Origin of the sequence: uncultured Streptococcus sp. (assembly GCF_915066115.1) — a bacterium.
In the GTDB taxonomy this organism is placed as follows: domain Bacteria; phylum Bacillota; class Bacilli; order Lactobacillales; family Streptococcaceae; genus Streptococcus.
The window spans coordinates 1-22,148 of record NZ_CAJZDT010000016.1; the positions used below are offsets into that span (position 1 = coordinate 1).

Below are 22,148 nucleotides of genomic sequence, written 5' to 3' on the forward strand. Positions count from 1 at the left end.
CCAGTTTCTGGGAGTTGTTTTTTCTTGTCTTGTTTAACTGTAGTAGCAACAGGTGCTTTTTCATCTTTTCTTGGTGAATCTTCTGTTACAACTGCAGGAGCTGGTTTTTCAGTTTCTCTAGGTAGAACATACTCAGGAAGAGTTACAACTGGTGGTGCCTCTGTTCCTACAGAACTTTGTTTAGTCCCGACTTCAATCACTCTGTCTAGAGATGGAGTTGACTCAGTTTGAACTACCTTACGATTGCTACCATCTACTTCGACATACTCGATTATAGCACCATCTTTCCCTTCTGCTAGAACTTTCTCTTTTCCTTTATCTAAGTTTGGATTTTCATGACGGATAGTCTTGAATGGTACTGCCTTCTTGACAATATCCAAACTTGGAAGTTTAAAGACAAGGTCCTTAACTCCTTCTTCAGGACTTGAAGAAGTAATTGGTTTTTCAGGTTCTTTTGGTAGAAGGTACTCAGGAAGAGTCACAACTGGTGGAGTATCTGTTCCTACAGAACTTTGTTTAGTCCCAACTTCAATCACTCGGTCTAGAGCTGGAGTTGATTCGGTTTGAACTACCTTACGATTGCTGCCATCTACTTCGATATACTCGATTATAGCACCATCTTTCCCTTCTGATAGAACTTGTTCTTTCCCTTTGTCTAATTGTGGATTTTCGCGACGGATAGTCCTGAATGGTACTGCCTTCTTGACAATATCCAAACTTGGGAGTTGGAAGACAAGCTCTTTAACTCCTTCTTCAGGACTTGAAGAAGTAATTGGTTTTTCAGGTTGTTTCGGTTCAACCGGTTGTTCTGGTTGGCTAGGTTGCAATTGCTTGATTTGTTCAAGAGCGTTATTGAGAGCTTTGTTGACGTCTTCTTGAGTCTTAGCCTCTTGAATAGCTGCGATTGCTTTGTCAGTAATTTCAACTAATTTCTTCTTAGCATCGTTGTTGGCACCAAGCTCAGCCACTTTTTTCTTGATAGCTTCAGTCAGGCTAGCCATAGCCTTATCATAATTGATTTCAGGCTGTTCCGGTTGTTTTGGTTCAACTGGTTGTTCTGGACTTGTTTCGTCTCCAGGTTTTTGGTAATTTTCGTCTTTGCTAAGAATATCTTGCAAAGCAGTGACTGTTGACATCACATCTTGTACATTTACCGTATCAGAACTTAATTGTGCAGTGAGTTTATCAAGATTAGACTTAAATGCTTGGCGTGCAGTTGCTGTATTTTTCAAACCACTTGGATCAAAGTTAGATAAGTCGTCTTTCCATTTAGAGAGAGATTGAAGGATTTGTGTTTTGCTGTAGAGTTCGCTTCCTTCACCATGAGTGATGAATTGATCCACCTGGATACCGATGTTTCGAGACAAATCGTTTCGATCAGGATCTAGTTGAAGGGTGACTGCGTGCAAGTTTTCATCAAGACCTTTTAGGCTAACCAGAGTTTGATTGCCTTGGCGTTGAGCAGCGTGACCGCTAAAGTATTTCTTGCCCTCAATAGTCGACGCATTTCCCATGCCGTCTTGGTAAGGAACTTCTTTGCCATCTAGGAAGACTTTGTAGATACCATGATTTGGATCAACATAGCCCTTGATATCAAGTCCAGTACCGTAGAAGTAGGCTGTGACAGTTGTCTTTTTCTTTTGTTCATCAGTTAAGCGACCAAAGGAAGCCCAAGACTCCGTTTTTTGGTACTTGTCTGCTGAATTGGTTTCATGGTGCCAGCCAGGACTGTAATCCAACTGACTAGCTTGGTCATCATAACTTGTTTGATCCTTGATCAGCAATTCAGCTTTCATCACTTGGATGGTTGCATCGGTAGCAAAACCGAGTAAAGCACCATCAGAAACAGAAGTGAGCTTGGCTTTGAAGTCAAAGATAGAGTCAGCTTGTTCTGTAAAGTCAATCGTTGGGATGGTAACAGTCTTTTCTGTTTCTCCATCTTCAAAAGTCACATCTTGAGTTGTATCTTGGTAAACTTTACCGTGAACCCCAGTTCCAGGTTCTGTGATGAAGCGAACAGTAGCAGTTCCCTTGCTTCCACCAACACGTTTAATTTTAACAGTGACTGGTTTTCCTTTTTCGACTTCGTAAGAAGTTGCTTCAAGCTCAAACATACCCTTGCTGTTATTGTTTAGAGTGTAGATTCCTTCTGTAGCAATTGGTTCACCTGTTTTATTAACAAGGGTAATGGTATGTTGGCCAGGTGCTAAATCGTCTGTTTCATATACTTTTTGGCTGCGTTTACGGCTAGTGTTCTTAGTTTGCACATCCGCAACTTTTTGGCCATCAACGTAGACGGACATTTCTCCATGACCTGGGTCGACTGTAGAGACGACATAGGCCTTGGTTCCTGTGAAAGTATAGCTTACTTTGGCATCTTTTTGATTGGTCCACATAGAAGTGCCACGAACACCTTCAGATTCATTGTACCAAGTTGTATCGGCTGTATCCGCTGTTGTATTTGAGTGGTATTCAAGTCCAAGAGGGTAGCCGTCTGTCTTTTCGATACTACTTGGTGTCTTGTAGACTGAGAAGTTGGTTAAGATTGGAGTTGCTTGAGCTCCGGTGATGGTTACACGGATTTTTTGTGCCTCTACAGGCTTGCCTTGAATCAAGCGACGGTAACCAACAGTTGAACCTTCTCCGTAAGTCACCCAGCGCCCGTTGATTTCGACTTCAATCTTGAATCCAGAAATACGTTGTCCTTTGGCAATATCTTCCTTGAGTTCGACAACGTCAAAGCGTCTCTTTTGTCCCAAATCGACTGTGAAGCTACCTGTTGTGGCATCATTTGAAAGAGCCCAGCTAGTATCATCTTTACCGTCTGTAAGGTGGCTTTCTTTGTAGAGATGGTTCTGACGAGTCGAGCTTGCTGTTACAGTTGCTCCTTTGGCAAAGTCAGTCGCATACATTTGATCTAGAGTCGCTTTGAACTCTTTCAAGCGAGCCACGTCAGCATCGGCGAATTTACCTTCTTTGTTTGGTGGAATGTTGAGAAGAAGTGGCGTTCCACGACCAACAGACTTGAAGTAGATATCCATCAATTCTTTGAGGGATTTTGGCTGCTGGTTATCGTGGTAGAACCAGCCAGAACGGATAGAAACATCTGCTTCCCCTACAGAGTACATATCTCCGTCAGGGTCACCGTGGTTAAGGTATTCGTTCTTAACGTTTTCGGTGATATTTGCTTTCTTGACCTTGTGCCAAACAGGGTCTCCGGCGATACCACGCTCATTTCCAATCCAACGGATACTTGTTGGTTCGGCAGAGAAGATAGCGATATCTCCTTCAGCTTCCTTGATGTATTTGAACCACTCATCAAAAGTATAGGTTACTTTTTGGGCACCACTACCGCGTGCTCCATCCATCCAGACTTCGATAAATTTACCCTTATTACCGTATTTTGGATTACCAAGGATTTCTTTCAGCTGGTTGAGGTAGTATTCGTTGTATTCTTTTTGAGTAGCTACCTTATATTTAGGGCTATTAACATCCCATGGTGATAGGTAAACACCCATGTTCATATCGTATTTAGTAGCCGATTTAGAGATTTCTTCTAGGAGGTCACCTTTTCCATCCTTCCATGGACTTGCAGCTACGGTATGATTTGTATATTTAGATGGGTAAATAACGAAACCATCGTGGTGTTTGACAACCATAATAGTTCGTTTAAAGCCAGTTTCCTTTAGAGTACGGATCCATTGATCTGTATCTAAGTTAGTCGGATTGAAGTTTTTAGGGTCTTCATTTCCATGTCCCCACTCAGAATTAGTATAAGTATTCATACCATAGTGGATGAAGGCAGCTAATTCTTCCTTGTGATAATCAAGTTGAGCCTTGCTTGGAAGCGGGCCGTGATTTCCGATTTCTGTTTCTTTATCTTCTGGATGAGCAGCAGGTAAAACATTTGAAGTCGGACTAGAGCTATCAGAGATTTTTTCGTATTCAAAGACGACATCATTCACACCCTTGTGCTGGATGCTGGCTTCTAAGCGTGGAGTGATCGCGCGGTAGCCTGCGATTTCTTTTGCTTCAAAAGTATTTACAAAAGAAACATCGTATTCTTTTCCGTCATTATTATCAGTAACAACATCTGCTAATTCTTGCTCTGAGCCTTTCAAACGATAATGAATGGCAAATGAACCTTTATTCACTTTATAAACCACCTTGATGACCCGTGTTCCTGGAGCTGTTTTGCTGACGACCTTGTAGGTCCACTCATCTTTGAGTTGCTTGTTGATTTCGACGCTATCAATAGAGACAATCTGGTATTTCTCTTGATTTTTTGTATAGAAGTCAGTCTTAGCGATTTCTTTTTTGAAGTCATAATCAAAAGCTGTTCCAACTTCAGTTTTTTCAACAAAAGTATCATCAGTTTTGATTGGATTACCAGTTTCATCTACGTGTTGAACAACTACACGTCCGTAATCAATTCCTTTAATGAGTGTCGCAACACCATTTTCATCGAAAGAATATTGATTTTCACCAATAACAGCAGTTTTATTTCTGAACATTTCTCCTTCAGGAGTAAAGTAATATCGTTTCCCATTATCACCTTGGTACCAACCTTTGACGCCATATTTTGCGATAATATCTTTTACCCATTTGACTTGCTCAGGTGAGAGGACGATTCCGCCGCCGAAACGGTCTTTGTCGGGGATGCCGTTTTCAATTGTGCCGTGTTGGTGAACACCGACTACTTTACCATCACCGTTGATAATACCAGCACCTGAAAGGCCTGAAACAGAAGTCATATGATAGGTGATGCCTTTTGAGCCTTTATCATCATAATTATCAACAGATTTCACGACACCATCAGCCTTGTAAAGTTGACCAGCTACAATTGGTTTTTTGAGCTCAGGTGAGCTTGAATCAGTTGGATATCCAATCGTGCTAACAGGGTCCCCTGGTTGATAGGTTTTGTTTTCTGCCAAAGGAACAAAGGTGGCAGCTTTATTTGGACTAGCGATTTGAAGAGGAACAGGTGCTACAACAGCAGCCAAGTCATTTTGATATCCTTTTCCAAATTCTTTCTTGTTCCAAAAATGAATATCTTCTTCTTTGAATAGAGTAGTATTACCCGTTACAGGTTGAGAATTGCGAACAGCAGAATTAGAACCGAGGTTATAGTAAAACTTAGCAGAATCTCCGCCTCGAATATGTCCTTCTTTTGTATCACGGTTTGATTCTAAAAAGTTGTGGGCAACAGTCAAGATGACATTTGGTGCCACAAAAATACCAGAACCAGACACGATATAGCGTTGGGAACCACCATTGTAAATAGTGTAAATCATACTAGCAGCAGTAGCAGGTTGTCCTTCATAAGGGACGTGCTTCAAATCTAGACCACCGTTGATAATTGCACGATTACCATTTTCAGCTTCTTTTGGAAGTTCTTCCTTGTTTTTTAGAATGCTTTCTGTCTCAACTTTAGGACTATCCTTCTTGTCTACGATTGCTGAAGTATCTATGTTTTTCACGGGTGCATCAGGATAAGCTTGATCGTGGATTTCTTCAGGAAGCAAGTCAGTAGTTTTAGTTTCTGCTACAGTCTTCTCTTCTACTGGTTTAACAGTTTTTTCTGCTTTCTCTGCTTTCTCTGCTTTCTCTGCTTTCTCTGCTTTCTCTGCTTTCTCTGACTCTTGAGGTGTAGAAATTACAGGACTTTCATTTTTGGTTTCTGGTTTGGTTTTTTCAACTTCGGCCAATTTTTCTACATTTGGTTGAGAGCTTGTAGTTTCAATTTTTGCTTCGTCAGCTAGTGCTGTACCAGATGCAAAAAAAGCGAGTCCGACCATAACCGAAGCAACACCAACGGTTAATTTTCTGATGCTAAAAGTTTGCCCTTTTTCAAAAAGGTATCGATTCATAATGTACTCCTAGTTTGAATCAAGACAGTCAGCTACTGTCTGAGCCCAAGTATGACTTGGAAACGATTTTCTTTAGCGATAGTTAGATTTTGTGCAATAGTTTGAGACTAATTACCCCCTCTGTTTAAGCGCTTTCATTTTAGAATAAAAAAATTAAAATTGTTATCTTAATCTTTAAAATAACCTAAAAATCTTAACATAACAAATATACTAAATTGTTCCAAGAAATGCAATAGAGAAAGTAAACCTAATTTAAAGAAATTCTTTCACTTTTTAAAGAAAAAAATACATCCTTTCAAGAATTAAACTGAATGAAAGAATGTATTCAAAAAAAGTCAGAGTAATTTTTGTATGGCCTCTTCAATTTCTTTAGGGTCTGTTTTTGAAGAGAAGCGTTCAAAAACCTGCCCATCTCGACCGATGAGAAACTTAGCGAAATTCCATTCGACTCGTTTTCCCAGCGGGCCAGATTTTTGTTCTTTCAACCAAACATAGAGAGGATCTGCTTCCTTACCGTTGACCTTGATTTTGGCAAAACGTGGGAAGGTGGTCTGGTAATGTAGGCTACAGAAGGCGTTGATTTCCTCTGCGCTGCCTGGTGCTTGTCCCATAAACTGATTGCAAGGGAAGTCTAAAATCTCAAAACCTTGTTCTTGATAGCGATCATAGAGTTCTTGAAGTCCTTGGTACTGGGGCGTTAAACCACATCCAGTAGCAGTGTTGACAACCAAGAGAACCTTACCACGATAGGTCTCTAGTGGAGTTTCTTGATGGTCTTGATTCAAGACTGAAAAATCGTATAGTGAAGTCATTGCTTGCTTTTCTCCTTCTGTTTGGTATTTTTAGGAGTTTTCTCCTCCTGTAGGGATAGAAAGCCGTAGGTCAGGGTTCCAAAAATGCTACCGATAATCAGGCCATACATCAGCAAAGGAACACTTTTATCAAATTGCATGAGCAACTTCACAAAATCTGGAAGGGACATCTGCTGAACGAAGACTTTATGAAAGATGAGTAGGGTAAAGAGGCCAATCTGAAGACCAATAAACACAACCCAGCTTCGGAATTTGATTTGGCTCTTGCTGTAGGTTTTAAGGATGATTTCTGACTTGTCATCTTTTTCCAGATGGAGTTCTTTGACGTTTCTTTGGGTTTTTAAAGTAATGAAATATATAAGGCCAAAGAATATGTAGGGCATGACATAGCGAACGACCTCTATAAAGCGTCCAAATAACAGATAAAACAAGAAGAGAAAGAAGGAAGAATAAACGATTTGGACCATGGAACGGGCGCAAGCCTTGTAGATAATCTCTTGCCGGCATTCATCAAAAGGCCCTTGGATATGAAAGAAATTTCGAAGTAGGCGAGTTGTTAAGTCTTCTTTTTTCATGCTACTAACCTCCTAAATGAGTGGTTTTTGATTGACTTCTTTAACGAGTTGATAGAAAGTATAGAAGTAAATCAAGCTAAAAATGATACAAATTGTTAGAAATACCAGATATCTCCAATCTGCAGGATTCCTTAAAAGTTGTGGGAAGGATACGAGGATAAAACAGAGAGATACGTTTAGAAGGCGTATTTTTTTGGATTCGATTTTCTGAAGTCTTTGTCCCTTGTTCAACAAAGGAAGAAATAAAAGGAAAATGATCAAGAAAGGACGCGAAATCTGTCCAGAAACTAGGAAAAAGGTAATAAAGATGCTGACAAAAATGTGACTGATTAGTAAAGTTACTAGTGATTTCATAGGGAACCTCCTAATCCTCATCTTGATCTTTCTTAGTTTTTGCAATGCGACGGGAGATGAGGAACTGTATACTCGCTCCGAAGAAGATAGAACCGAGAATGCTTGATACACCATTTCTTATAGTGAGAAGAGAATGAAAATAGTCCGGACTTTCACCTATGAGTATACTGAGAAGAGGAGTTATAAAAAACATCCATAGACCAAAGAACAAACCTGCTTTCAGACCTGGGTAATGTAGTTGCTTACTTTCTTTCTCACTCAGCATATCTGGATCAATAGCTGTAATCCCTGTTTTTTTCATTTGGTAGGTGACATAGCCAGCAGAGATAAGGGCAATCACTAAAATCAGAGGAGGATAGACTAGAGCCACTAGCTGAGGATATTTATAGGCCAGAAGGAGTGGAATAAGATTTCCGAAAATCATCAGATAAAATAGGAAGATAAAGACTTGGTTACCTATACGGTCTGCCTCGCGTCGTTTGTATTCGTCAAGTGGATCAGAAATACCGTATGTGCGCTTGATCAGTTTTTCAGTGAAGGTTTCTTTTTTCATGAGTTGACTCCTTTTTTAAAAATTATCCTCCCAAAAGAGACTGTTGAGGTCAGTTTGGAGGCTGCGGGCGAGATTGAGACAGAGTTCCAGAGTTGGGTTGTACTTGTCGTTCTCAATCATATTGATGGTTTGTCTCGAGACACCGATATCCTTGGCTAGCTCTAGCTGGGAAATGCCCAGTTCCTTGCGAAATTCTTTCACACGATTCATCTGGACTCCTTTCTGCTTTGTGTCGTATATATTTGACTACATTATATTCTTCTACGGAATGAATGTCAAGCATATTTGACATATTTCTTAAAGAAATCTTACTTGTTTTTGGTCTATTTGTCTGACTAGTGCAAGCTGGTCGGATTTGTGGTAAAATAGATAAGATATGACAAAAGAATTTCATCATGTAACGGTCTTACTCTACGAAACGATTGATATGCTCGACGTAAAGCCTGACGGTATCTACGTTGATGCGACTTTGGGTGGAGCGGGCCATAGCGAATATTTATTAAGTAAATTAAGTGAAAAAGGCCATCTCTATGCCTTTGACCAGGATCAGAATGCCATTGACAATGCGCAAGAACGCTTGGCACCTTACATTGAAAAGGGGATGGTGACTTTTATCAAGGATAACTTCCGTCATTTACAGGCACGTTTGTGCGAAGCCGGTGTTCAGGAAATTGATGGAATTTGTTATGACTTGGGAGTGTCTAGTCCTCAGCTGGACCAGCGTGAGCGTGGTTTTTCTTATAAAAAGGATGCACCACTGGACATGCGCATGAATCAGGATGCTAGTCTGACAGCTTATGAAGTGGTGAACCACTATGACTATCATGACTTGGTTCGTATTTTCTTCAAGTATGGTGAGGACAAATTCTCTAAACAAATCGCGCGTAAGATTGAACAAGCACGTGAAGTCAAGCCAATCGAGACAACGACTGAGTTGGCAGAGATCATCAAGTCGGCTAAGCCTGCTAAGGAGCTCAAGAAGAAGGGCCATCCTGCCAAGCAGATTTTCCAAGCTATTCGGATTGAAGTCAATGATGAACTGGGAGCTGCAGATGAATCTATCCAGCAGGCTATGGATATGTTGGCTCTAGATGGTAGAATCTCAGTGATTACCTTCCATTCACTAGAAGACCGCTTGACCAAGCAATTGTTCAAGGAAGCTTCAACGGTTGAAGTTCCAAAAGGTTTGCCTTTCATCCCAGATGATCTCAAGCCTAAGATGGAATTGGTGTCCCGTAAGCCAATCTTGCCAAGTGCAGAAGAGTTAGAAGCCAATAACCGCTCGCACTCAGCTAAGTTGCGCGTGGCCAGAAAAATTCACAAGTAAGAGGAAAAAATGGTAGATAAGAAAGAAACAACCAGTCAATTCTTGCAGAATCGTATCAAAAAATTCTCACGTGTGGAGAAGGCTTTTTATCTTTCCATCGCATTTACAGCTCTCGTTTTAGCAGTGAGTATCATCTTTATGCAGACACGACTTTTGCAAGTGCAAAGTGATTTGACGAAAATCAATGCGCAGATAGAGGAGAAGAAAACAGAGCTGGACGATGCCAAGCAGGAAGTGAATGAATTGATTCGTTCAGAGCGTTTGAAAGAGATTGCAGATAAAAAAGATTTGAAATTGAATAATGAAAATATCCGAACAGCGGAGTAAGATATGAAATGGACAGAAAAAATAACCCGATTTGCGATCAAAAATCGTAAATCTCCAGCAAAAAACCGTAGGATAGTTGGTAAGTACCTCAGCTTTGTAGCGGTTGCCCTTTTTGGTCTCTTTTTGGCCAATTTTGCTTATATTATCGCGAAAGGTAATATATTTGGTACTGACTTAGTAAAAGAAGCTAAAAAGGTTCACCAAACAACCCGAACAGTTCCTGCCAAGCGTGGAACTATCTATGACCGAAATGGAGTGCCTATCGCAGAAGATGCGACCTCTTATAACGTCTATGCTGTTATTGACAAAAAATACAAGTCAGCAACGGGTAAAATTCTTTATGTAGAGGATTCGCAGTTTAATAAGGTAGCTGAAGTCTTCCATAAGTATTTGGATATGGATGAGGCTTATGTGAAAGAGCAACTGGCTCAACCAAATCTGACCCAAGTTTCCTTTGGTGCAAAAGGAAATGGGATTACATATGCCAATATGATGGCTATTAAAAAAGATTTGAAAGATGCTAGTGTGGAAGGGATTGACTTTACAACTAGCCCTAACAGAAGCTATCCAAATGGCCAATTTGCTTCTAGTTTTATTGGCTTAGCCCAACTTCATGAAAATGAGGATGGTAGTAAGAGTTTGTTAGGGACTTCTGGTTTGGAGAGTTCTTTAAATACCATTCTTGCTGGGACAGACGGTATTATTACCTATGAAAAAGACCGTGTAGGAAATATCGTACCAGGTACAGAACTGGTATCGCAACAAACTGTGGATGGCAAGGATGTTTATACAACATTGTCTAGTCCGCTACAATCTTTCATGGAAACTCAGATGGATGCCTTTCTAGAAAAAGTAAAAGGTAAGTATATGACCGCGACCTTGGTCAGTGCAAAGACCGGTGAAATCCTCGCTACCACCCAACGACCTACCTTTAATGCAGATACTAAAGAAGGAATCACTGAGGACTTTGTTTGGCGTGACATTCTTTATCAAAGTAACTATGAACCAGGATCAGGCATGAAGGTTATGACGTTAGCTTCTTCTATTGATAATAATACCTTCCCAAGTGGAGAATACTTCAATAGCAGTGAATTTAAAATGGCGGATGCGACGACTCGAGATTGGGATGTTAATGAAGGTTTGACTACTGGTAGTATGATGACTTTCTTACAAGGTTTCGCTCACTCCAGTAATGTTGGAATGAGTCTACTTGAACAAAAAATGGGAGATGCTACTTGGTTGGATTATCTAAAACGCTTTAAATTTGGGGTTCCAACTCGCTTTGGCTTGACAGATGAATACGCTGGTCAACTTCCAGCTGATAATATTGTTAGTATTGCTCAAAGCTCATTTGGGCAAGGAATTTCAGTGACACAAACACAAATGCTTCGTGCCTTTACAGCTATTGCTAATGATGGAGTTATGCTGGAGCCAAAATTTATAAGTGCTATTTATGATACTAACAATCAGTCTGTACGTAAGTCACAAAAAGAAATAGTAGGAAATCCTGTTTCCAAAGAGGCAGCAAGCACAACTCGAAATCACATGATATTAGTTGGGACGGACCCTATATATGGAACTATGTATAATCATTACACAGGAAAGCCAATTATAACAGTTCCTGGACAAAATGTAGCAGTTAAATCCGGTACGGCTCAAATCGCTGATGAGAAAAATGGAGGATACTTGGTTGGTTCTACCAATTATATTTTCTCAGTTGTGACTATGAATCCTGCTGAAAATCCTGATTTTATCTTGTATGTAACGGTTCAACAGCCTGAGCATTATTCAGCTGTCCAGTTGGGAGAGTTTTCCAATCCAATCTTGGAGCGGGCTTCAGCGATGAAAGAATCTCTGAACCTTCAATCTCCAGCTAAGAATTTAGATCAAGTGACGACAGAATCTTCGTATGCAATGCCTAGCATCAAGGATATTTCACCTGGTGATTTGGCGGAAGCCTTACGTCGAAATATTGTGCAACCAATCGTTGTTGGTACTGGAACAAAGATTAAAGAGACTTCTGTAGAAGAAGGGACCAATCTTGCACCAAACCAACAAGTTCTCCTTTTATCGGATAAGGTAGAAGAAATTCCAGACATGTATGGCTGGAAAAAAGAGACTGCCGAGACCTTTGCTAAATGGTTGGATATTGAGCTGGAATTTGAAGGTTCAGGTTCTGTTGTTCAGAAGCAAGACGTTCGGACCAATACAGCTATCAAAAACATTAAAAAAATTAAATTAACTTTAGGAGACTAATATGTTTATTTCCATCAGTGCTGGAATTGTGACATTTTTACTAACTTTAGTAGGAATTCCGGCCTTTATCCAATTTTATAGAAAGGCGCAAATTACAGGCCAGCAGATGCATGAGGATGTCAAACAGCATCAGGCAAAAGCTGGGACTCCTACAATGGGAGGTTTGGTTTTCTTAATTGCTTCTGTTTTAGTTGCTTTCTTTTTCGCCCTATTTAGTAATCAACTCAGCAATAATGTTGGTATGATTTTATTTATCTTGGTTCTTTATGGTTTAATCGGATTTTTGGACGACTTCCTCAAGGTCTTCCGCAAAATCAATGAGGGGCTAAATCCCAAGCAGAAATTGGCTCTTCAGCTTCTAGGTGGTGTCATTTTTTACCTTTTCTATGAGCGCGGTGGCGATATGCTTTCTGTCTTTGGCTACCAAGTGCATCTAGGGATTTTCTATATTATTTTCGCTCTTTTCTGGCTAGTCGGTTTTTCAAACGCAGTAAACTTGACAGACGGTATTGACGGTTTAGCTAGTATTTCCGTTGTGATTAGTTTGTCTGCCTATGGAGTTATTGCCTATGTGCAAGGTCAGATGGATATCCTTCTAGTGATTCTTGCCATGATTGGTGGTTTGCTTGGTTTCTTTGTCTTTAACCATAAGCCTGCTAAGGTCTTTATGGGGGATGTGGGAAGTTTGGCCCTCGGTGGAATGCTGGCAGCTATTTCAATGGCTCTCCACCAAGAATGGACTCTCTTGATTATCGGAATTATTTATGTCTTTGAAACAACTTCGGTCATGATGCAAGTCGGCTATTTCAAAATGACTGGTGGAAAACGTATTTTCCGTATGACGCCTGTGCATCACCATTTTGAGCTTGGAGGCTTGTCTGGTAAAGGAAATCCTTGGAGCGAGTGGAAGGTCGACTTCTTCTTTTGGGGAGTGGGACTTCTAGCAAGTCTCTTGACGTTAGCAATTTTATATCTACTGTAAAAAAATAATCCTTTATTGAAAAATAAATCAGGATGAAGCTTATCTTCATCCTGATTTTTGTGTGGTTAAACGTTAGTTTGATTCATCCTTTTTACTCTTAAGTAGAAAAGTTGCTGTTAGGACTAGACTCAATCCTGACAAGAATAGTAGTGGATTAGATGTTTCACCAGTAGCTGGAAGTTGTTCTTTAGGAGAATCACTTGCAGATTGAACAAGGTCTGGACTAGATAAAACTTGCTCAGAGCTATTGGCTAATGGTTTGATATCTGTTTCACTTGGTTTTTGCTCTGCAGTAGTTGATGCTCCATTAGCTTGATAAACGACTGCATAGGTGCTGAAATGACTAGTCGTAAATTCTGCCATTCCCTCACGAATAGTAAAATCAAGTGCCTGTAACTCTTTTGATGGAGTTAGGTAGTATACATTTTCGACAGCTGAGGAAATAGGCAAGCGAACCAAGATAGCTCCTTTTGGTTGTAGACTCTGGTCTGTTGGATTTTTAAGGTGAAGATCGTAAGCATCATAGGTTTTACCAAATAGTTCTTGAGCTAAGACACGTCTGCTAGAAATATGAGAAATTCCCTCTAAGTCAGTCGCTCCTCCAATAATTTCAACTCCAGTCCTTTCATCTTTTAAGACACGAAGTTTATATTCAGAAACAGAAACCGTAGGCGCTTGCTCTTGTCCTGCTGTGCCGATAGGCTTAGTATACTCAGGGACGTTTACTACAGGCGCTTGCTCTAGTCCTGCTGTACCGATAGGTTGAGTGTATTCAGGAATAGAAACAGTAGGTGGTTGTTCTATTCCTGCTGTGCCGATAGGTTGAGTGTACTCAGGAATAGAAACCGTAGGCGCTTGTTCTAGTCCCGCTGTGCCGATAGGTTGAGTGTATTCAGGGATAGAAACCGTAGGCGGTTGTTCTATTCCTGCTGTCCCGACAGGTTGAGTGTATTCAGGGATAGAAACAGTAGGTGGTTGTTCTATTCCTGCTGTGCCGATAGGTTGAGTGTATTCAGGGATAGAAACAGTAGGCGGTTGTTCTATTCCTGCTGTGCCGATAGGCTTAGTGTATTCAGGAATTTCTACAATAGGAGCAGGATCATCTCCCTTACTTGTAGTTGGCTGCTGATTTTCAACCTTCTTCTCATCCTTTTTGGTAAAGACAGCTACTACAGGACTGCTTGTTGTATTTCCCTGGATAGAATAAGCTTCTATCGCATTTCCAATTTTTCGATTGGTTTCGTCAGGGATAGGGATTTGTACCTGATTATCTTGGATTGATAAGACAGTCTGATCTCCAGTCGTAACCAGATGATTATCGTCTATCCTGCGTAAAACGAGTGGATCTTTGATGCCTGGGAAGGTCACAGCGATGGCTTCCCAATCTCCAGCTGGAAGAGTTAAAGAGATGTTTTTATCCCCTTCCTTAAGTGGTGCGATACTTGGACTATCCAAGCTTACAGCTGGAGCTTTAATCACATCAAATGAATCTAGAGAAATTTTCTTTCGACCTGCTGGTGAATTTGGATCAACTTTCAATGTCAAAATATGATTACCATCGGTCAGATTAGTAAATTCTCCAATTAAGGTTGCCTTTTGGGTAGCTCCAGCTGTGTAGAAGTCTAGACTTGGCATTTCTTTGCCATCTAGTGTCACGAGAGCTTTTCCGAGAGCGGATGTTTTAAGTCCGTAAATTCGAATACCTGTTCCAGTAAATGGAATGGTTGCTTGAGCTTCTGAAGCAGTACTTGGGTCACTGTTATTGATGTCCGCATATTTTTCTGTGCTCTTATATAATTCAGTGTCGCTCCAATCTTTGAATGGAGATCCGTATTGAATGCGAGAGTCACGGTCATCCATTTTTTCAATAGTTGTTCCCTGTCCAGGTAAAACTTTAAAGTAGTCTAAGGAAATTTTGGAACGTTCACTGCCACGGTGTTTATGCTCTTGTTTTACAGTGATGGTCATCACATGAGCACCATCTGACAATCCTGTGAAGCGACCGATAAGGCTACCTTTTTCAGTTGCACCTGCAGTATAGAAGTCCAGTTCACCGACTGATTTACCATCGATTTTGACTTCAGCGATTCCCAATTGAGATGATTTGAGACCATAGATTTCAATGCCAACACCATTGAAAGGAATGGTTGCTGTCGCATCTTTATCTGTATAGTTACCTAGTGAAAGGTCGGCAAACTTCTCTGTTCCTCCAAATAATTCTGAGTCTGCCCAGTTTCCAAATGCAGAACCGTATTGGATTCGGCTATCACGGTCATCCATCAATTGGTTATAGGTTTCGACATTGGCCTTTTCGGACACCTGTGTAGAAACATTACCTAGCATAGCCTTAACAGTATAAGTGTAGACGAGTTGAGGATCGAGTGAGCGGTCGATAAAATGGGTTTGATTGGTTACAAATTCTCTGCTTGCAGAGGTTTGGCCAGATTCGTCTTTCACTTGTCTTTGGATAACATAGTGGGTAGCGCCTTCTACTTGGTTGAAGGTAAGTTCGGCAGTGACGCCATTTTGTCTAACTGCTGTCAGACTGGTTACACGACCAGGGAAATGTTCAAAGGTAATGACATCACCTTTTTGTGTTGCCAGTTGAATGCGGCCATCTTTAAGAACAGTTGCTTTGACAGATTTGCCATTAACCTTAACCTGACTGGCTTCGATATTTGGATAATCTACAACTAGGTCTCCACCGACATTTGAAAGGAAGGATAAGCTTTGCAGGTTTTTATCTTTCCACTTCATGCTAACTTCAAAGTTACCACGGGCAACCAGACCAGAAACCTGACCGTCTTTCCAAGCATCTGGAAGGGCTGGCAATGGTGCAATGTAGCCAGTGTGTGATTGAAGAAGCATTTCTGCAATTCCACTGGTTGCTCCAAAGTTTCCATCGATTTGGAAAGGTGCGTGCGTATCCCAAAGGTTTTCTAGGGTTGAATACTTGAGCTGTTCAGCGAGCAAGCGATGGGCGCGGTTACCGTCCAGCAGACGAGCCCAGAGATTGATTTTATTAGCCTTAGACCAACCAGTACCACCATCTCCACGGTGGTTCAAGGTAGCACGCGCAGCCTCTAGGTATTCAGCCTGGTCCTTGCTAAAGAGCGTACCTGGGAAGAGACCAACTAGATGGGAAACGTGACGGTGGTGATTTTCAATCCCTTCATTTGTGAATTGCGTACTGTCCTCCTCGTACCATTCCTTGATGCGTCCCTCTTTGTTGATGTGAAGTGGTTTTAGTTTGTCAAATTTAGCCTTGACCTCTGTGACTAAGTCTTTGTCGACATTCAGATGGTTGGCGACTTCCATGTAGTCGTGGAATAGCTGCCAGACTAGCGATTGGTCAAAGGTATTTCCTATGGTGATGGTCCCGTGTTCTGGTGAGTAGGATGGAGAAGACACCCAACGGTCACTGGCCTTGTCATAGTGCAAGAAGGAGTTCCAGAATTTAGCTGTTTCCTTAAGCATTGGATAAATCTTTTCTTTGAGATAGGTTTCATCCTTGGTGAATTTATAATAGTCATAGACGTTCTGCATCATCCAAGCATTAGCTGCTGGCGACCAACCCCAATAGTAATTCCAACCAGGAGTAGTCCAGCCAAAGGGTGTAGCTTGAGTGTGGACCAGCCAGCCATTTTCTTGTCTATCTTTGGATTCGATGCCAGCGTATTCCTTAGCAGCGATACGGCCATAGTAACGCATATCGTCAATGTAATTGATCATTGGCTTGGCTGTTTCAGCTAGATTGCTCATGTAGGCTGGCCAATAGTTCATTTGCAAATTGACATTGAGGTGGTAATCAGCGTTCCAAGGTGGATTGTCTACGGCATTCCAGACTCCTTGTAGGTTGGCAGGAAGGGCATCTGTCCGATCACGAGAAGAACTGATGAGTAAATATCGGCCATATTGGAAGAAGAGTTCTTCCAGTTTTTGCCCTTTTGTTGGGTTATAGGTTTGAAGGGCCTCTTTTGTCGTTTGAGCAGCATTGCTTCCACCTAGGTTTAGTTTGACGCGGTTAAAGAGGCTTTGATAGTCTTTGATATGGTTCTTTTTAAGTGTCTCGTAATCTTTGCCCCTAGCTGCTTCTACAATGCCTTTAACTGTTTTTTCGAGGTCAATGTCTTTGCGATAGTTTGTTTTTGGATTCTGAGCAAAGTTAGTCTTGGCACTGAGTAAAAGCGTAGCGTAGCTAGCTCCTGTGATTGTTAAACTATCCTCATGGACAGTAACTTTTCCGTCCGTTTTAATTCCTAGATAGGATGCGAACTGGAGGCTATTATCTTTGACTGTACCTTTTAGTAGGATACCATTTGGGTCTGTCGTAACATGGCCACTCTTGTAGTTAGAATATTCCGCTGAGTAGTCTCCGTTAGCAAGTAAATCTTCTGTTAAGCTATTCCAAACTGTAAAATCAAGTTTTTTGTCCCCTTTTTGGGTCAAGTGGGTCACGGTGACATCATCAGGGTAACTTGAGAAGGTTTCTCTTTTAAAGGTCGTTCCATCTTGGGTGTAAGAAGTTGTAGTAGTAGCTTCTGTGATATCCAAACCACGGTGATAGTCTGTAACTGTATCCAGCCCCTTTTTCTGGTTATTGAAGACCATGAAGATATCACCAAAGGCTAGATAACGTCCATACTGGGCGTTGTTTGGTCCAACTAGATTTTGTTCAGCTAATCGTTTGGCTTTTTGGCGATCTCCGTCTTCAAGAGCCTTACGAATTTCTGCTAAAATTTTATACCGTTCCTGATAGTTTCCTCCATTATAGTCGGTACTGTCGGGACGCGGTCCACCTGACCAAAGAGTTTTTTCGTTGTATTGGATTCTCTCCTCGCCGATGAGACCAAAAACCTTAGCACCCATTTCACCATTCCCAACTGGGAGTGCTTGTTTTTCCCAGCCATCATAGGAAGGAGCTGTTGGTCGATCATAGTTTAGCTGATAGTTGCTTTGTTCTGTCACAGGTAGTTCTTGTTTTTCGGTTTCCTTATTTTCATTAGGTTTTACAATAGCCTCAGTACTGGCTTGATTAGTTGTAGCAGAGGTAACATCAGCATTAGCGGGTTTGCTTTCAGAAGAACTATTATTAGCTAGAACTGGTTTTGTATGATCAATTGGCACGTTTGGCTGTGTATGCTCAGTTGATTCACTTGCTTTCGTTATAGTGTCTGTCTTAACTGTAGTTTTCTCTAATGCAGGCTCGTTTTGCTTTACTTCAATAGTATCAGCAGAGACGGTATGACTAGCTAGAAAAACCGCTCCAAGCAAAACAGAGGCTGTGCCGACTGTTAGCTTTCGAATACTGTAGCGACAGGATTTCTCCCTCCAAATTTTTTCCATAGAAACCTCCTTTATTAATTAAAAGCGCTTTCATTTTTATGAGATGAACTTTTATTTCTATATTGTATTGTTAATCTAATTTTACCAGCTAATGAAGTATTGTCAAGGGGATTTGAGAAGGATATATATTTGATATTGTTTTGTATTAAAAAAGTGGAGGGAACGAATGGTAAGAGAGTGTATTTTTTATATTCTTTCTAGTTTTGACTAGAACAATAAGCCAACTTTATTACAGCCTACCCATCCCTGAAAGCGTAAAACAAACTAGTCAGGGTGGCTAGTTTGTGGTATAATGAAAGAGACTCAAAAAGAAACAGGAGAAATATGATGGATTTACTATTAGCAATTGTATTGATTGTGCTAGCTTTTCTAGGAGGAGCTCTTGGAGGAATGTACTTGGTTCGTAAGCAAATTGAAAAAGAATTCGCTGACAACCCACGTTTGAATGCTGAAGCAGTTCGTACTCTTTTGAGTGCAAATGGTCAAAAACCAAGCGAAGCCAAGGTACAACAAGTTTACCACCAAATCATCCGCCAACAAAAAGCAGCCCTTGCTAACAATAAAAAGAAAAAATAAATAAGGAAAAGTCTGGGATGAAAGTTCCAGACTTCTCACTATGTTGGCTAAGGGTTTAAGGATGAGACTTTTTCCTTGCATTCTATTGATATTTGATTATGATTAAGAGAGATAGTTGTTGATTAGGATGTCATTCAGTTCATAAGGATAAATAATCATAATGAACTATCAATCAGAAAAAAGACTAGAAAGAAGACTGTATGGATAATCGACCAATTGGTTTTTTGGATTCGGGTGTCGGGGGCTTGACCGTTGTGCGCGAGCTCATGCGCCAGCTTCCCCATGAAGAAATCGTCTATATTGGAGATTCGGCACGGGCGCCCTATGGTCCCCGTCCTGCTGAGCAAATTCGTGAATATACTTGGCAGTTGGTCAACTTTCTCTTGACCAAGGATGTCAAAATGATTGTCATTGCTTGTAATACTGCGACTGCAGTCGTCTGGGAAGAAATTAAGGCTCAACTAGACATTCCTGTTCTAGGTGTGATTTTGCCAGGAGCTTCAGCAGCCATCAAGTCCAGCCAAGGTGGGAAAATCGGAGTGATTGGAACACCCATGACGGTACAATCAGACATCTACCGTCAGAAAATCCATGATTTGGATCCGGACTTACAGGTGGAGAGTTTGGCCTGTCCCAAGTTTGCTCCCTTGGTGGAGTCTGGTGCCCTGTCAACCAGTGTCACCAAGAAAGTAGTTTATGAAACCCTGCGTCCCTTGGTTGGAAAGGTGGATAGCCTGATTTTGGGTTGTACCCATTATCCACTTCTCAGACCCATTATTCAAAATGTCATGGGACCAAAGGTTCAGCTCATCGATAGTGGGGCAGAGTGCGTACGGGATATCTCAGTCTTACTCAATTATTTTGAAATCAATCGTGGTCGCGATGCTGGACCACTTCATCACCGTTTTTACACAACAGCCAGCAGCCAAAGTTTTGCACAAATTGGTGAAGAATGGCTGGAGAAAGAAATTCATGTGGAGCATGTAGAATTATGACAAATAAAATTTATGAATACAAGGATGACCAGGACTGGTATGTCGGGTCCTATAGTATTTTTGGTGGCGTCCGGACGTTGACTGATGAAGACTTGGATTTCCCTCTGGTTGGATTGGCCAAAATCTTTCGAGACGAGGAACGAGGTTTTCCTATTTCGGTTGCTGTTTTACGCTATGGTTCTCGCTACCGTTTATTGTCCTTTGTGGTGGATATCCTCAACCAAGAAGCAGGACGTAGCTTGGAAGTTATCCAACGTCAGGGGACTTTGCTATTGGTTGAAAATGGGCAACTCTTGTATGTGGAATTGCCCAAAGAAGGGGTCGATGTTCATGATTTCTTTGAGACAAACAAGGTCAGAGAAACCTTATTGATTGCGACTCGTAACGAGGGCAAGACCAAGGAATTCCGAGCTATCTTTGACAAGCTAGGCTACGATGTGGAAAATCTCAATGACTATCCTGACTTGCCTGAAGTAGCAGAAACAGGCATGACCTTCGAAGAAAATGCCCGTCTCAAGGCAGAAACTATTTCTCAATTAACAGGCAAGATGGTTCTGGCAGATGATTCAGGTCTCAAGGTCGATGTCCTTGGTGGCTTGCCAGGTGTCTGGTCAGCTCGTTTCGCAGGTGTGGGAGCAACTGACCGGGAAAACAATGCCAAACTCTTGCACGAATTGGCCATGGTCTTTGAACTCAAGGATCGTTCGGCTCAGTTCCATACAACCCTAGTCGTAGCCAGTCCAAACAAGGAAAGCTTGGTTGTTGAAGCAGACTGGCCAGGCTACATTAACTTTGAACCTAAGGGTGAAAATGGCTTCGGCTATGACCCACTCTTCCTCGTGGGAGAGACAGGCAAGTCCTCAGCTGAATTAACCCTTGAAGAAAAAAATAGTCAATCTCACCGTGCCTTAGCCGTTAAGAAACTTTTGGAGGTATTTCCATCATGGCAAAGCAAACCATCATTGTAATGAGCGATTCCCATGGAGATAGCTTGATTGTGGAAGAAATCCGTGATCGCTATGTGGGCAAAGTTGACGCCGTTTTTCATAACGGCGATTCTGAATTGCGCCCAGACTCACCGCTCTGGGAGGGAATCCGTGTTGTTAAAGGGAACATGGACTTCTACGCCGGCTACCCAGAACGTTTGGTGACTGAGCTTGGTTCGACCAAGATTATCCAAACCCATGGTCACCTCTTTGACATCAATTTCAACTTTCAAAAGTTGGACTACTGGGCTCAGGAAGAAGAGGCCGATATCTGCCTCTATGGTCACTTACATGTGCCAAGCGCTTGGATGGAAGGCAAGACTCTTTTTCTAAATCCAGGTTCCATCAGTCAACCACGTGGGACTATCAGAGAATGTCTCTATGCACGTGTGGAGATTGATGATAGTTATTTCAAAGTGGACTTTTTGACACGAGACCACGTGGTGTATCCAGGCTTGTCCAAGGAGTTTATCCGATGATTGCCAAGGAGTTTGAGACTTTCTTGCTGGGTCAAGAGGAAACTTTTTTGACCCCTGCTGAAAATCTAGCTGTGTTGATTGATACCCACAATGCGGATCATGCAACCCTCTTGCTCAGTCAGATGACCTATACCCGTGTTCCCGTTGTGACAGATGAAAAGCAGTTTGTTGGGACGATTGGGCTCAGAGATATTATGGCTTATCAGATGGAGCATGACTTGAGCCAAGAAATCATGGCGGATACGGATATTGTTCATATGACCAAAACGGACGTAGCGGTTGTTTCGCCTGATTTTACCATTACCGAGGTCTTGCACAAGCTGGTAGATGAGTCCTTCTTGCCGGTTGTGGACGCGTCAGGGATTTTCCAAGGGATTATCACGCGCAAGTCTATCCTCAAGGCTGTCAATGCCCTCTTTCATGACTTTAGTAAGGAATATGAGATTCGATGCAAATGAGAGACAGGATTTCAGATTTCTTAGAGGGAAAGCAGGGTTTATCTGCCAATTCTAAGCAGTCCTATAAGTATGATTTGGAGCAATTTTTAGATATTGTAGGTGGGCGGATTTCTGAGACCAGTCTCAAGATTTACCAAGCCCAGCTAGTCAATCTAAAAATCAGCGCTCAAAAGCGGAAGATTTCGGCCTGTAACCAATTTCTCTACTTTCTCTATCAAAAAGGGGAAGTGGAAAGCTTTTAACGTTTGGAAT

The 22,148-nt window shown here is 41.5% G+C and carries 16 protein-coding genes and 1 pseudogene; 10 read left to right on the forward strand and 7 right to left on the reverse strand.

Annotated features, from left to right (window positions below; translation table 11 throughout):
* From QZ565_RS02195 to QZ565_RS02220, 6 genes are all read right to left on the reverse strand, one after another.
* Positions 1-5,870, reverse strand: a 5,870-nt coding sequence (locus QZ565_RS02195; protein ID WP_295524931.1) for an alpha-L-fucosidase, incomplete at its 3' end; no start/stop codon positions are given.
* Positions 5,871-6,205: 335 nt separating this feature from the next.
* Positions 6,206-6,682 carry a glutathione peroxidase gene (locus QZ565_RS02200; protein ID WP_295524933.1) on the reverse strand — a complete coding sequence of 159 codons (477 nt, stop codon included), beginning with the start codon at positions 6,680-6,682 and terminating at the stop codon, positions 6,206-6,208.
* A complete protein-coding gene (locus QZ565_RS02205; protein WP_295524936.1) occupies positions 6,679-7,257 on the reverse strand; it encodes a DUF3278 domain-containing protein in 579 nt (192 codons plus the stop codon). Before QZ565_RS02205 ends, QZ565_RS02200 begins: the two co-directional genes overlap by 4 nt.
* 12 nt (positions 7,258-7,269) lie before the next feature.
* Positions 7,270-7,611, reverse strand: a complete 342-nt coding sequence (locus QZ565_RS02210; RefSeq protein WP_295524940.1) for a hypothetical protein — start codon at positions 7,609-7,611, stop codon at positions 7,270-7,272.
* Positions 7,612-7,621: 10 nt separating this feature from the next.
* A complete protein-coding gene (locus tag QZ565_RS02215; RefSeq protein WP_295524944.1) occupies positions 7,622-8,164 on the reverse strand; it encodes a DUF3278 domain-containing protein in 543 nt (180 codons plus the stop codon).
* A gap of 15 nt (positions 8,165-8,179) precedes the next feature.
* A complete protein-coding gene (locus QZ565_RS02220; RefSeq protein WP_001082471.1) occupies positions 8,180-8,374 on the reverse strand; it encodes a helix-turn-helix transcriptional regulator in 195 nt (64 codons plus the stop codon).
* Between the two features lie 166 nt (positions 8,375-8,540).
* Here QZ565_RS02220 and rsmH point away from each other — a divergent pair, with 166 nt between their 5' ends.
* Genes rsmH through mraY form a run of 4 tightly spaced genes read left to right on the forward strand, consistent with a single transcriptional unit; the run spans position 8,541 to position 13,056 of the window.
* Positions 8,541-9,491 (forward strand): 16S rRNA (cytosine(1402)-N(4))-methyltransferase RsmH, encoded by a 951-nt coding sequence (gene rsmH / locus QZ565_RS02225; RefSeq protein WP_295524948.1) that lies wholly within the window; start codon positions 8,541-8,543, stop codon positions 9,489-9,491.
* Between the two features lie 9 nt (positions 9,492-9,500).
* Positions 9,501-9,818 (forward strand): cell division protein FtsL, encoded by a 318-nt coding sequence (gene ftsL / locus QZ565_RS02230; protein ID WP_000227824.1) that lies wholly within the window; start codon positions 9,501-9,503, stop codon positions 9,816-9,818.
* 3 nt (positions 9,819-9,821) lie between these two features.
* The gene (gene pbp2X, locus QZ565_RS02235) at positions 9,822-12,074 is read left to right on the forward strand and encodes a penicillin-binding protein PBP2X (protein WP_295524954.1); all 2,253 of its coding nucleotides are present in this window, start codon (positions 9,822-9,824) and stop codon (positions 12,072-12,074) included.
* 1 nt (position 12,075) lies between these two features.
* Positions 12,076-13,056 carry a phospho-N-acetylmuramoyl-pentapeptide-transferase gene (gene mraY, locus QZ565_RS02240; RefSeq protein WP_295524957.1) on the forward strand — a complete coding sequence of 327 codons (981 nt, stop codon included), beginning with the start codon at positions 12,076-12,078 and terminating at the stop codon, positions 13,054-13,056.
* 72 nt (positions 13,057-13,128) lie between these two features.
* Here the strand turns inward: mraY and QZ565_RS02245 are convergent, their stop codons facing one another.
* Complete coding sequence (locus QZ565_RS02245) at positions 13,129-18,402, reverse strand: SIALI-17 repeat-containing surface protein (RefSeq protein ID WP_295524960.1); 5,274 nt, start codon at positions 18,400-18,402, stop codon at positions 13,129-13,131.
* Positions 18,403-18,729: 327 nt separating this feature from the next.
* Here QZ565_RS02245 and QZ565_RS02250 point away from each other — a divergent pair, with 327 nt between their 5' ends.
* The 6 genes and pseudogenes from QZ565_RS02250 to QZ565_RS02275 form a co-directional block, all read left to right on the forward strand.
* Complete coding sequence (locus QZ565_RS02250) at positions 18,730-18,978, forward strand: YneF family protein (protein WP_000364990.1); 249 nt, start codon at positions 18,730-18,732, stop codon at positions 18,976-18,978.
* Between the two features lie 200 nt (positions 18,979-19,178).
* Positions 19,179-19,973: a glutamate racemase gene (gene racE, locus QZ565_RS02255; protein WP_000370376.1), complete on the forward strand. Its 795-nt coding sequence runs from the start codon at positions 19,179-19,181 to the stop codon at positions 19,971-19,973.
* Complete coding sequence (locus QZ565_RS02260; protein WP_261081338.1) at positions 19,970-20,941, forward strand: nucleoside-triphosphate diphosphatase; 972 nt, start codon at positions 19,970-19,972, stop codon at positions 20,939-20,941. Before racE ends, QZ565_RS02260 begins: the two co-directional genes overlap by 4 nt.
* Positions 20,917-21,438, forward strand: coding sequence for a metallophosphoesterase (locus tag QZ565_RS02265; protein WP_295524965.1), 522 nt, complete (start codon positions 20,917-20,919; stop codon positions 21,436-21,438). Before QZ565_RS02260 ends, QZ565_RS02265 begins: the two co-directional genes overlap by 25 nt.
* Complete coding sequence (gene cbpB / locus QZ565_RS02270) at positions 21,435-21,896, forward strand: cyclic-di-AMP-binding protein CbpB (RefSeq protein ID WP_124788472.1); 462 nt, start codon at positions 21,435-21,437, stop codon at positions 21,894-21,896. The genes QZ565_RS02265 and cbpB overlap by 4 nt, the downstream gene beginning before the upstream one ends.
* Positions 21,893-22,135 (forward strand): annotated as a pseudogene (locus QZ565_RS02275) (site-specific integrase); the annotation flags it as partial. The gene cbpB and the pseudogene QZ565_RS02275, both read left to right, overlap by 4 nt.
* Between the last annotated feature and the right edge of the window lie 13 nt (positions 22,136-22,148).

Excerpts from the sequence above, each read along its gene's own strand:
- QZ565_RS02200 (WP_295524933.1), bottom strand. The coding sequence starts at position 6,682 with ATGACTTCACTATACGATTTTTCAGTCTTGAATCAAGACCATCAAGAA.
- QZ565_RS02205 (WP_295524936.1), bottom strand. The coding sequence starts at position 7,257 with ATGAAAAAAGAAGACTTAACAACTCGCCTACTTCGAAATTTCTTTCAT.
- QZ565_RS02210 (WP_295524940.1), bottom strand. The coding sequence starts at position 7,611 with ATGAAATCACTAGTAACTTTACTAATCAGTCACATTTTTGTCAGCATC.
- QZ565_RS02215 (WP_295524944.1), bottom strand. The coding sequence starts at position 8,164 with ATGAAAAAAGAAACCTTCACTGAAAAACTGATCAAGCGCACATACGGT.
- QZ565_RS02220 (WP_001082471.1), bottom strand. The coding sequence starts at position 8,374 with ATGAATCGTGTGAAAGAATTTCGCAAGGAACTGGGCATTTCCCAGCTA.
- rsmH (WP_295524948.1), top strand. The coding sequence starts at position 8,541 with ATGACAAAAGAATTTCATCATGTAACGGTCTTACTCTACGAAACGATT.
- ftsL (WP_000227824.1), top strand. The coding sequence starts at position 9,501 with ATGGTAGATAAGAAAGAAACAACCAGTCAATTCTTGCAGAATCGTATC.
- pbp2X (WP_295524954.1), top strand. The coding sequence starts at position 9,822 with ATGAAATGGACAGAAAAAATAACCCGATTTGCGATCAAAAATCGTAAA.
- mraY (WP_295524957.1), top strand. The coding sequence starts at position 12,076 with ATGTTTATTTCCATCAGTGCTGGAATTGTGACATTTTTACTAACTTTA.
- QZ565_RS02245 (WP_295524960.1), bottom strand. The coding sequence starts at position 18,402 with ATGGAAAAAATTTGGAGGGAGAAATCCTGTCGCTACAGTATTCGAAAG.
- QZ565_RS02250 (WP_000364990.1), top strand. The coding sequence starts at position 18,730 with ATGGATTTACTATTAGCAATTGTATTGATTGTGCTAGCTTTTCTAGGA.
- racE (WP_000370376.1), top strand. The coding sequence starts at position 19,179 with ATGGATAATCGACCAATTGGTTTTTTGGATTCGGGTGTCGGGGGCTTG.
- QZ565_RS02260 (WP_261081338.1), top strand. The coding sequence starts at position 19,970 with ATGACAAATAAAATTTATGAATACAAGGATGACCAGGACTGGTATGTC.
- QZ565_RS02265 (WP_295524965.1), top strand. The coding sequence starts at position 20,917 with ATGGCAAAGCAAACCATCATTGTAATGAGCGATTCCCATGGAGATAGC.
- cbpB (WP_124788472.1), top strand. The coding sequence starts at position 21,435 with ATGATTGCCAAGGAGTTTGAGACTTTCTTGCTGGGTCAAGAGGAAACT.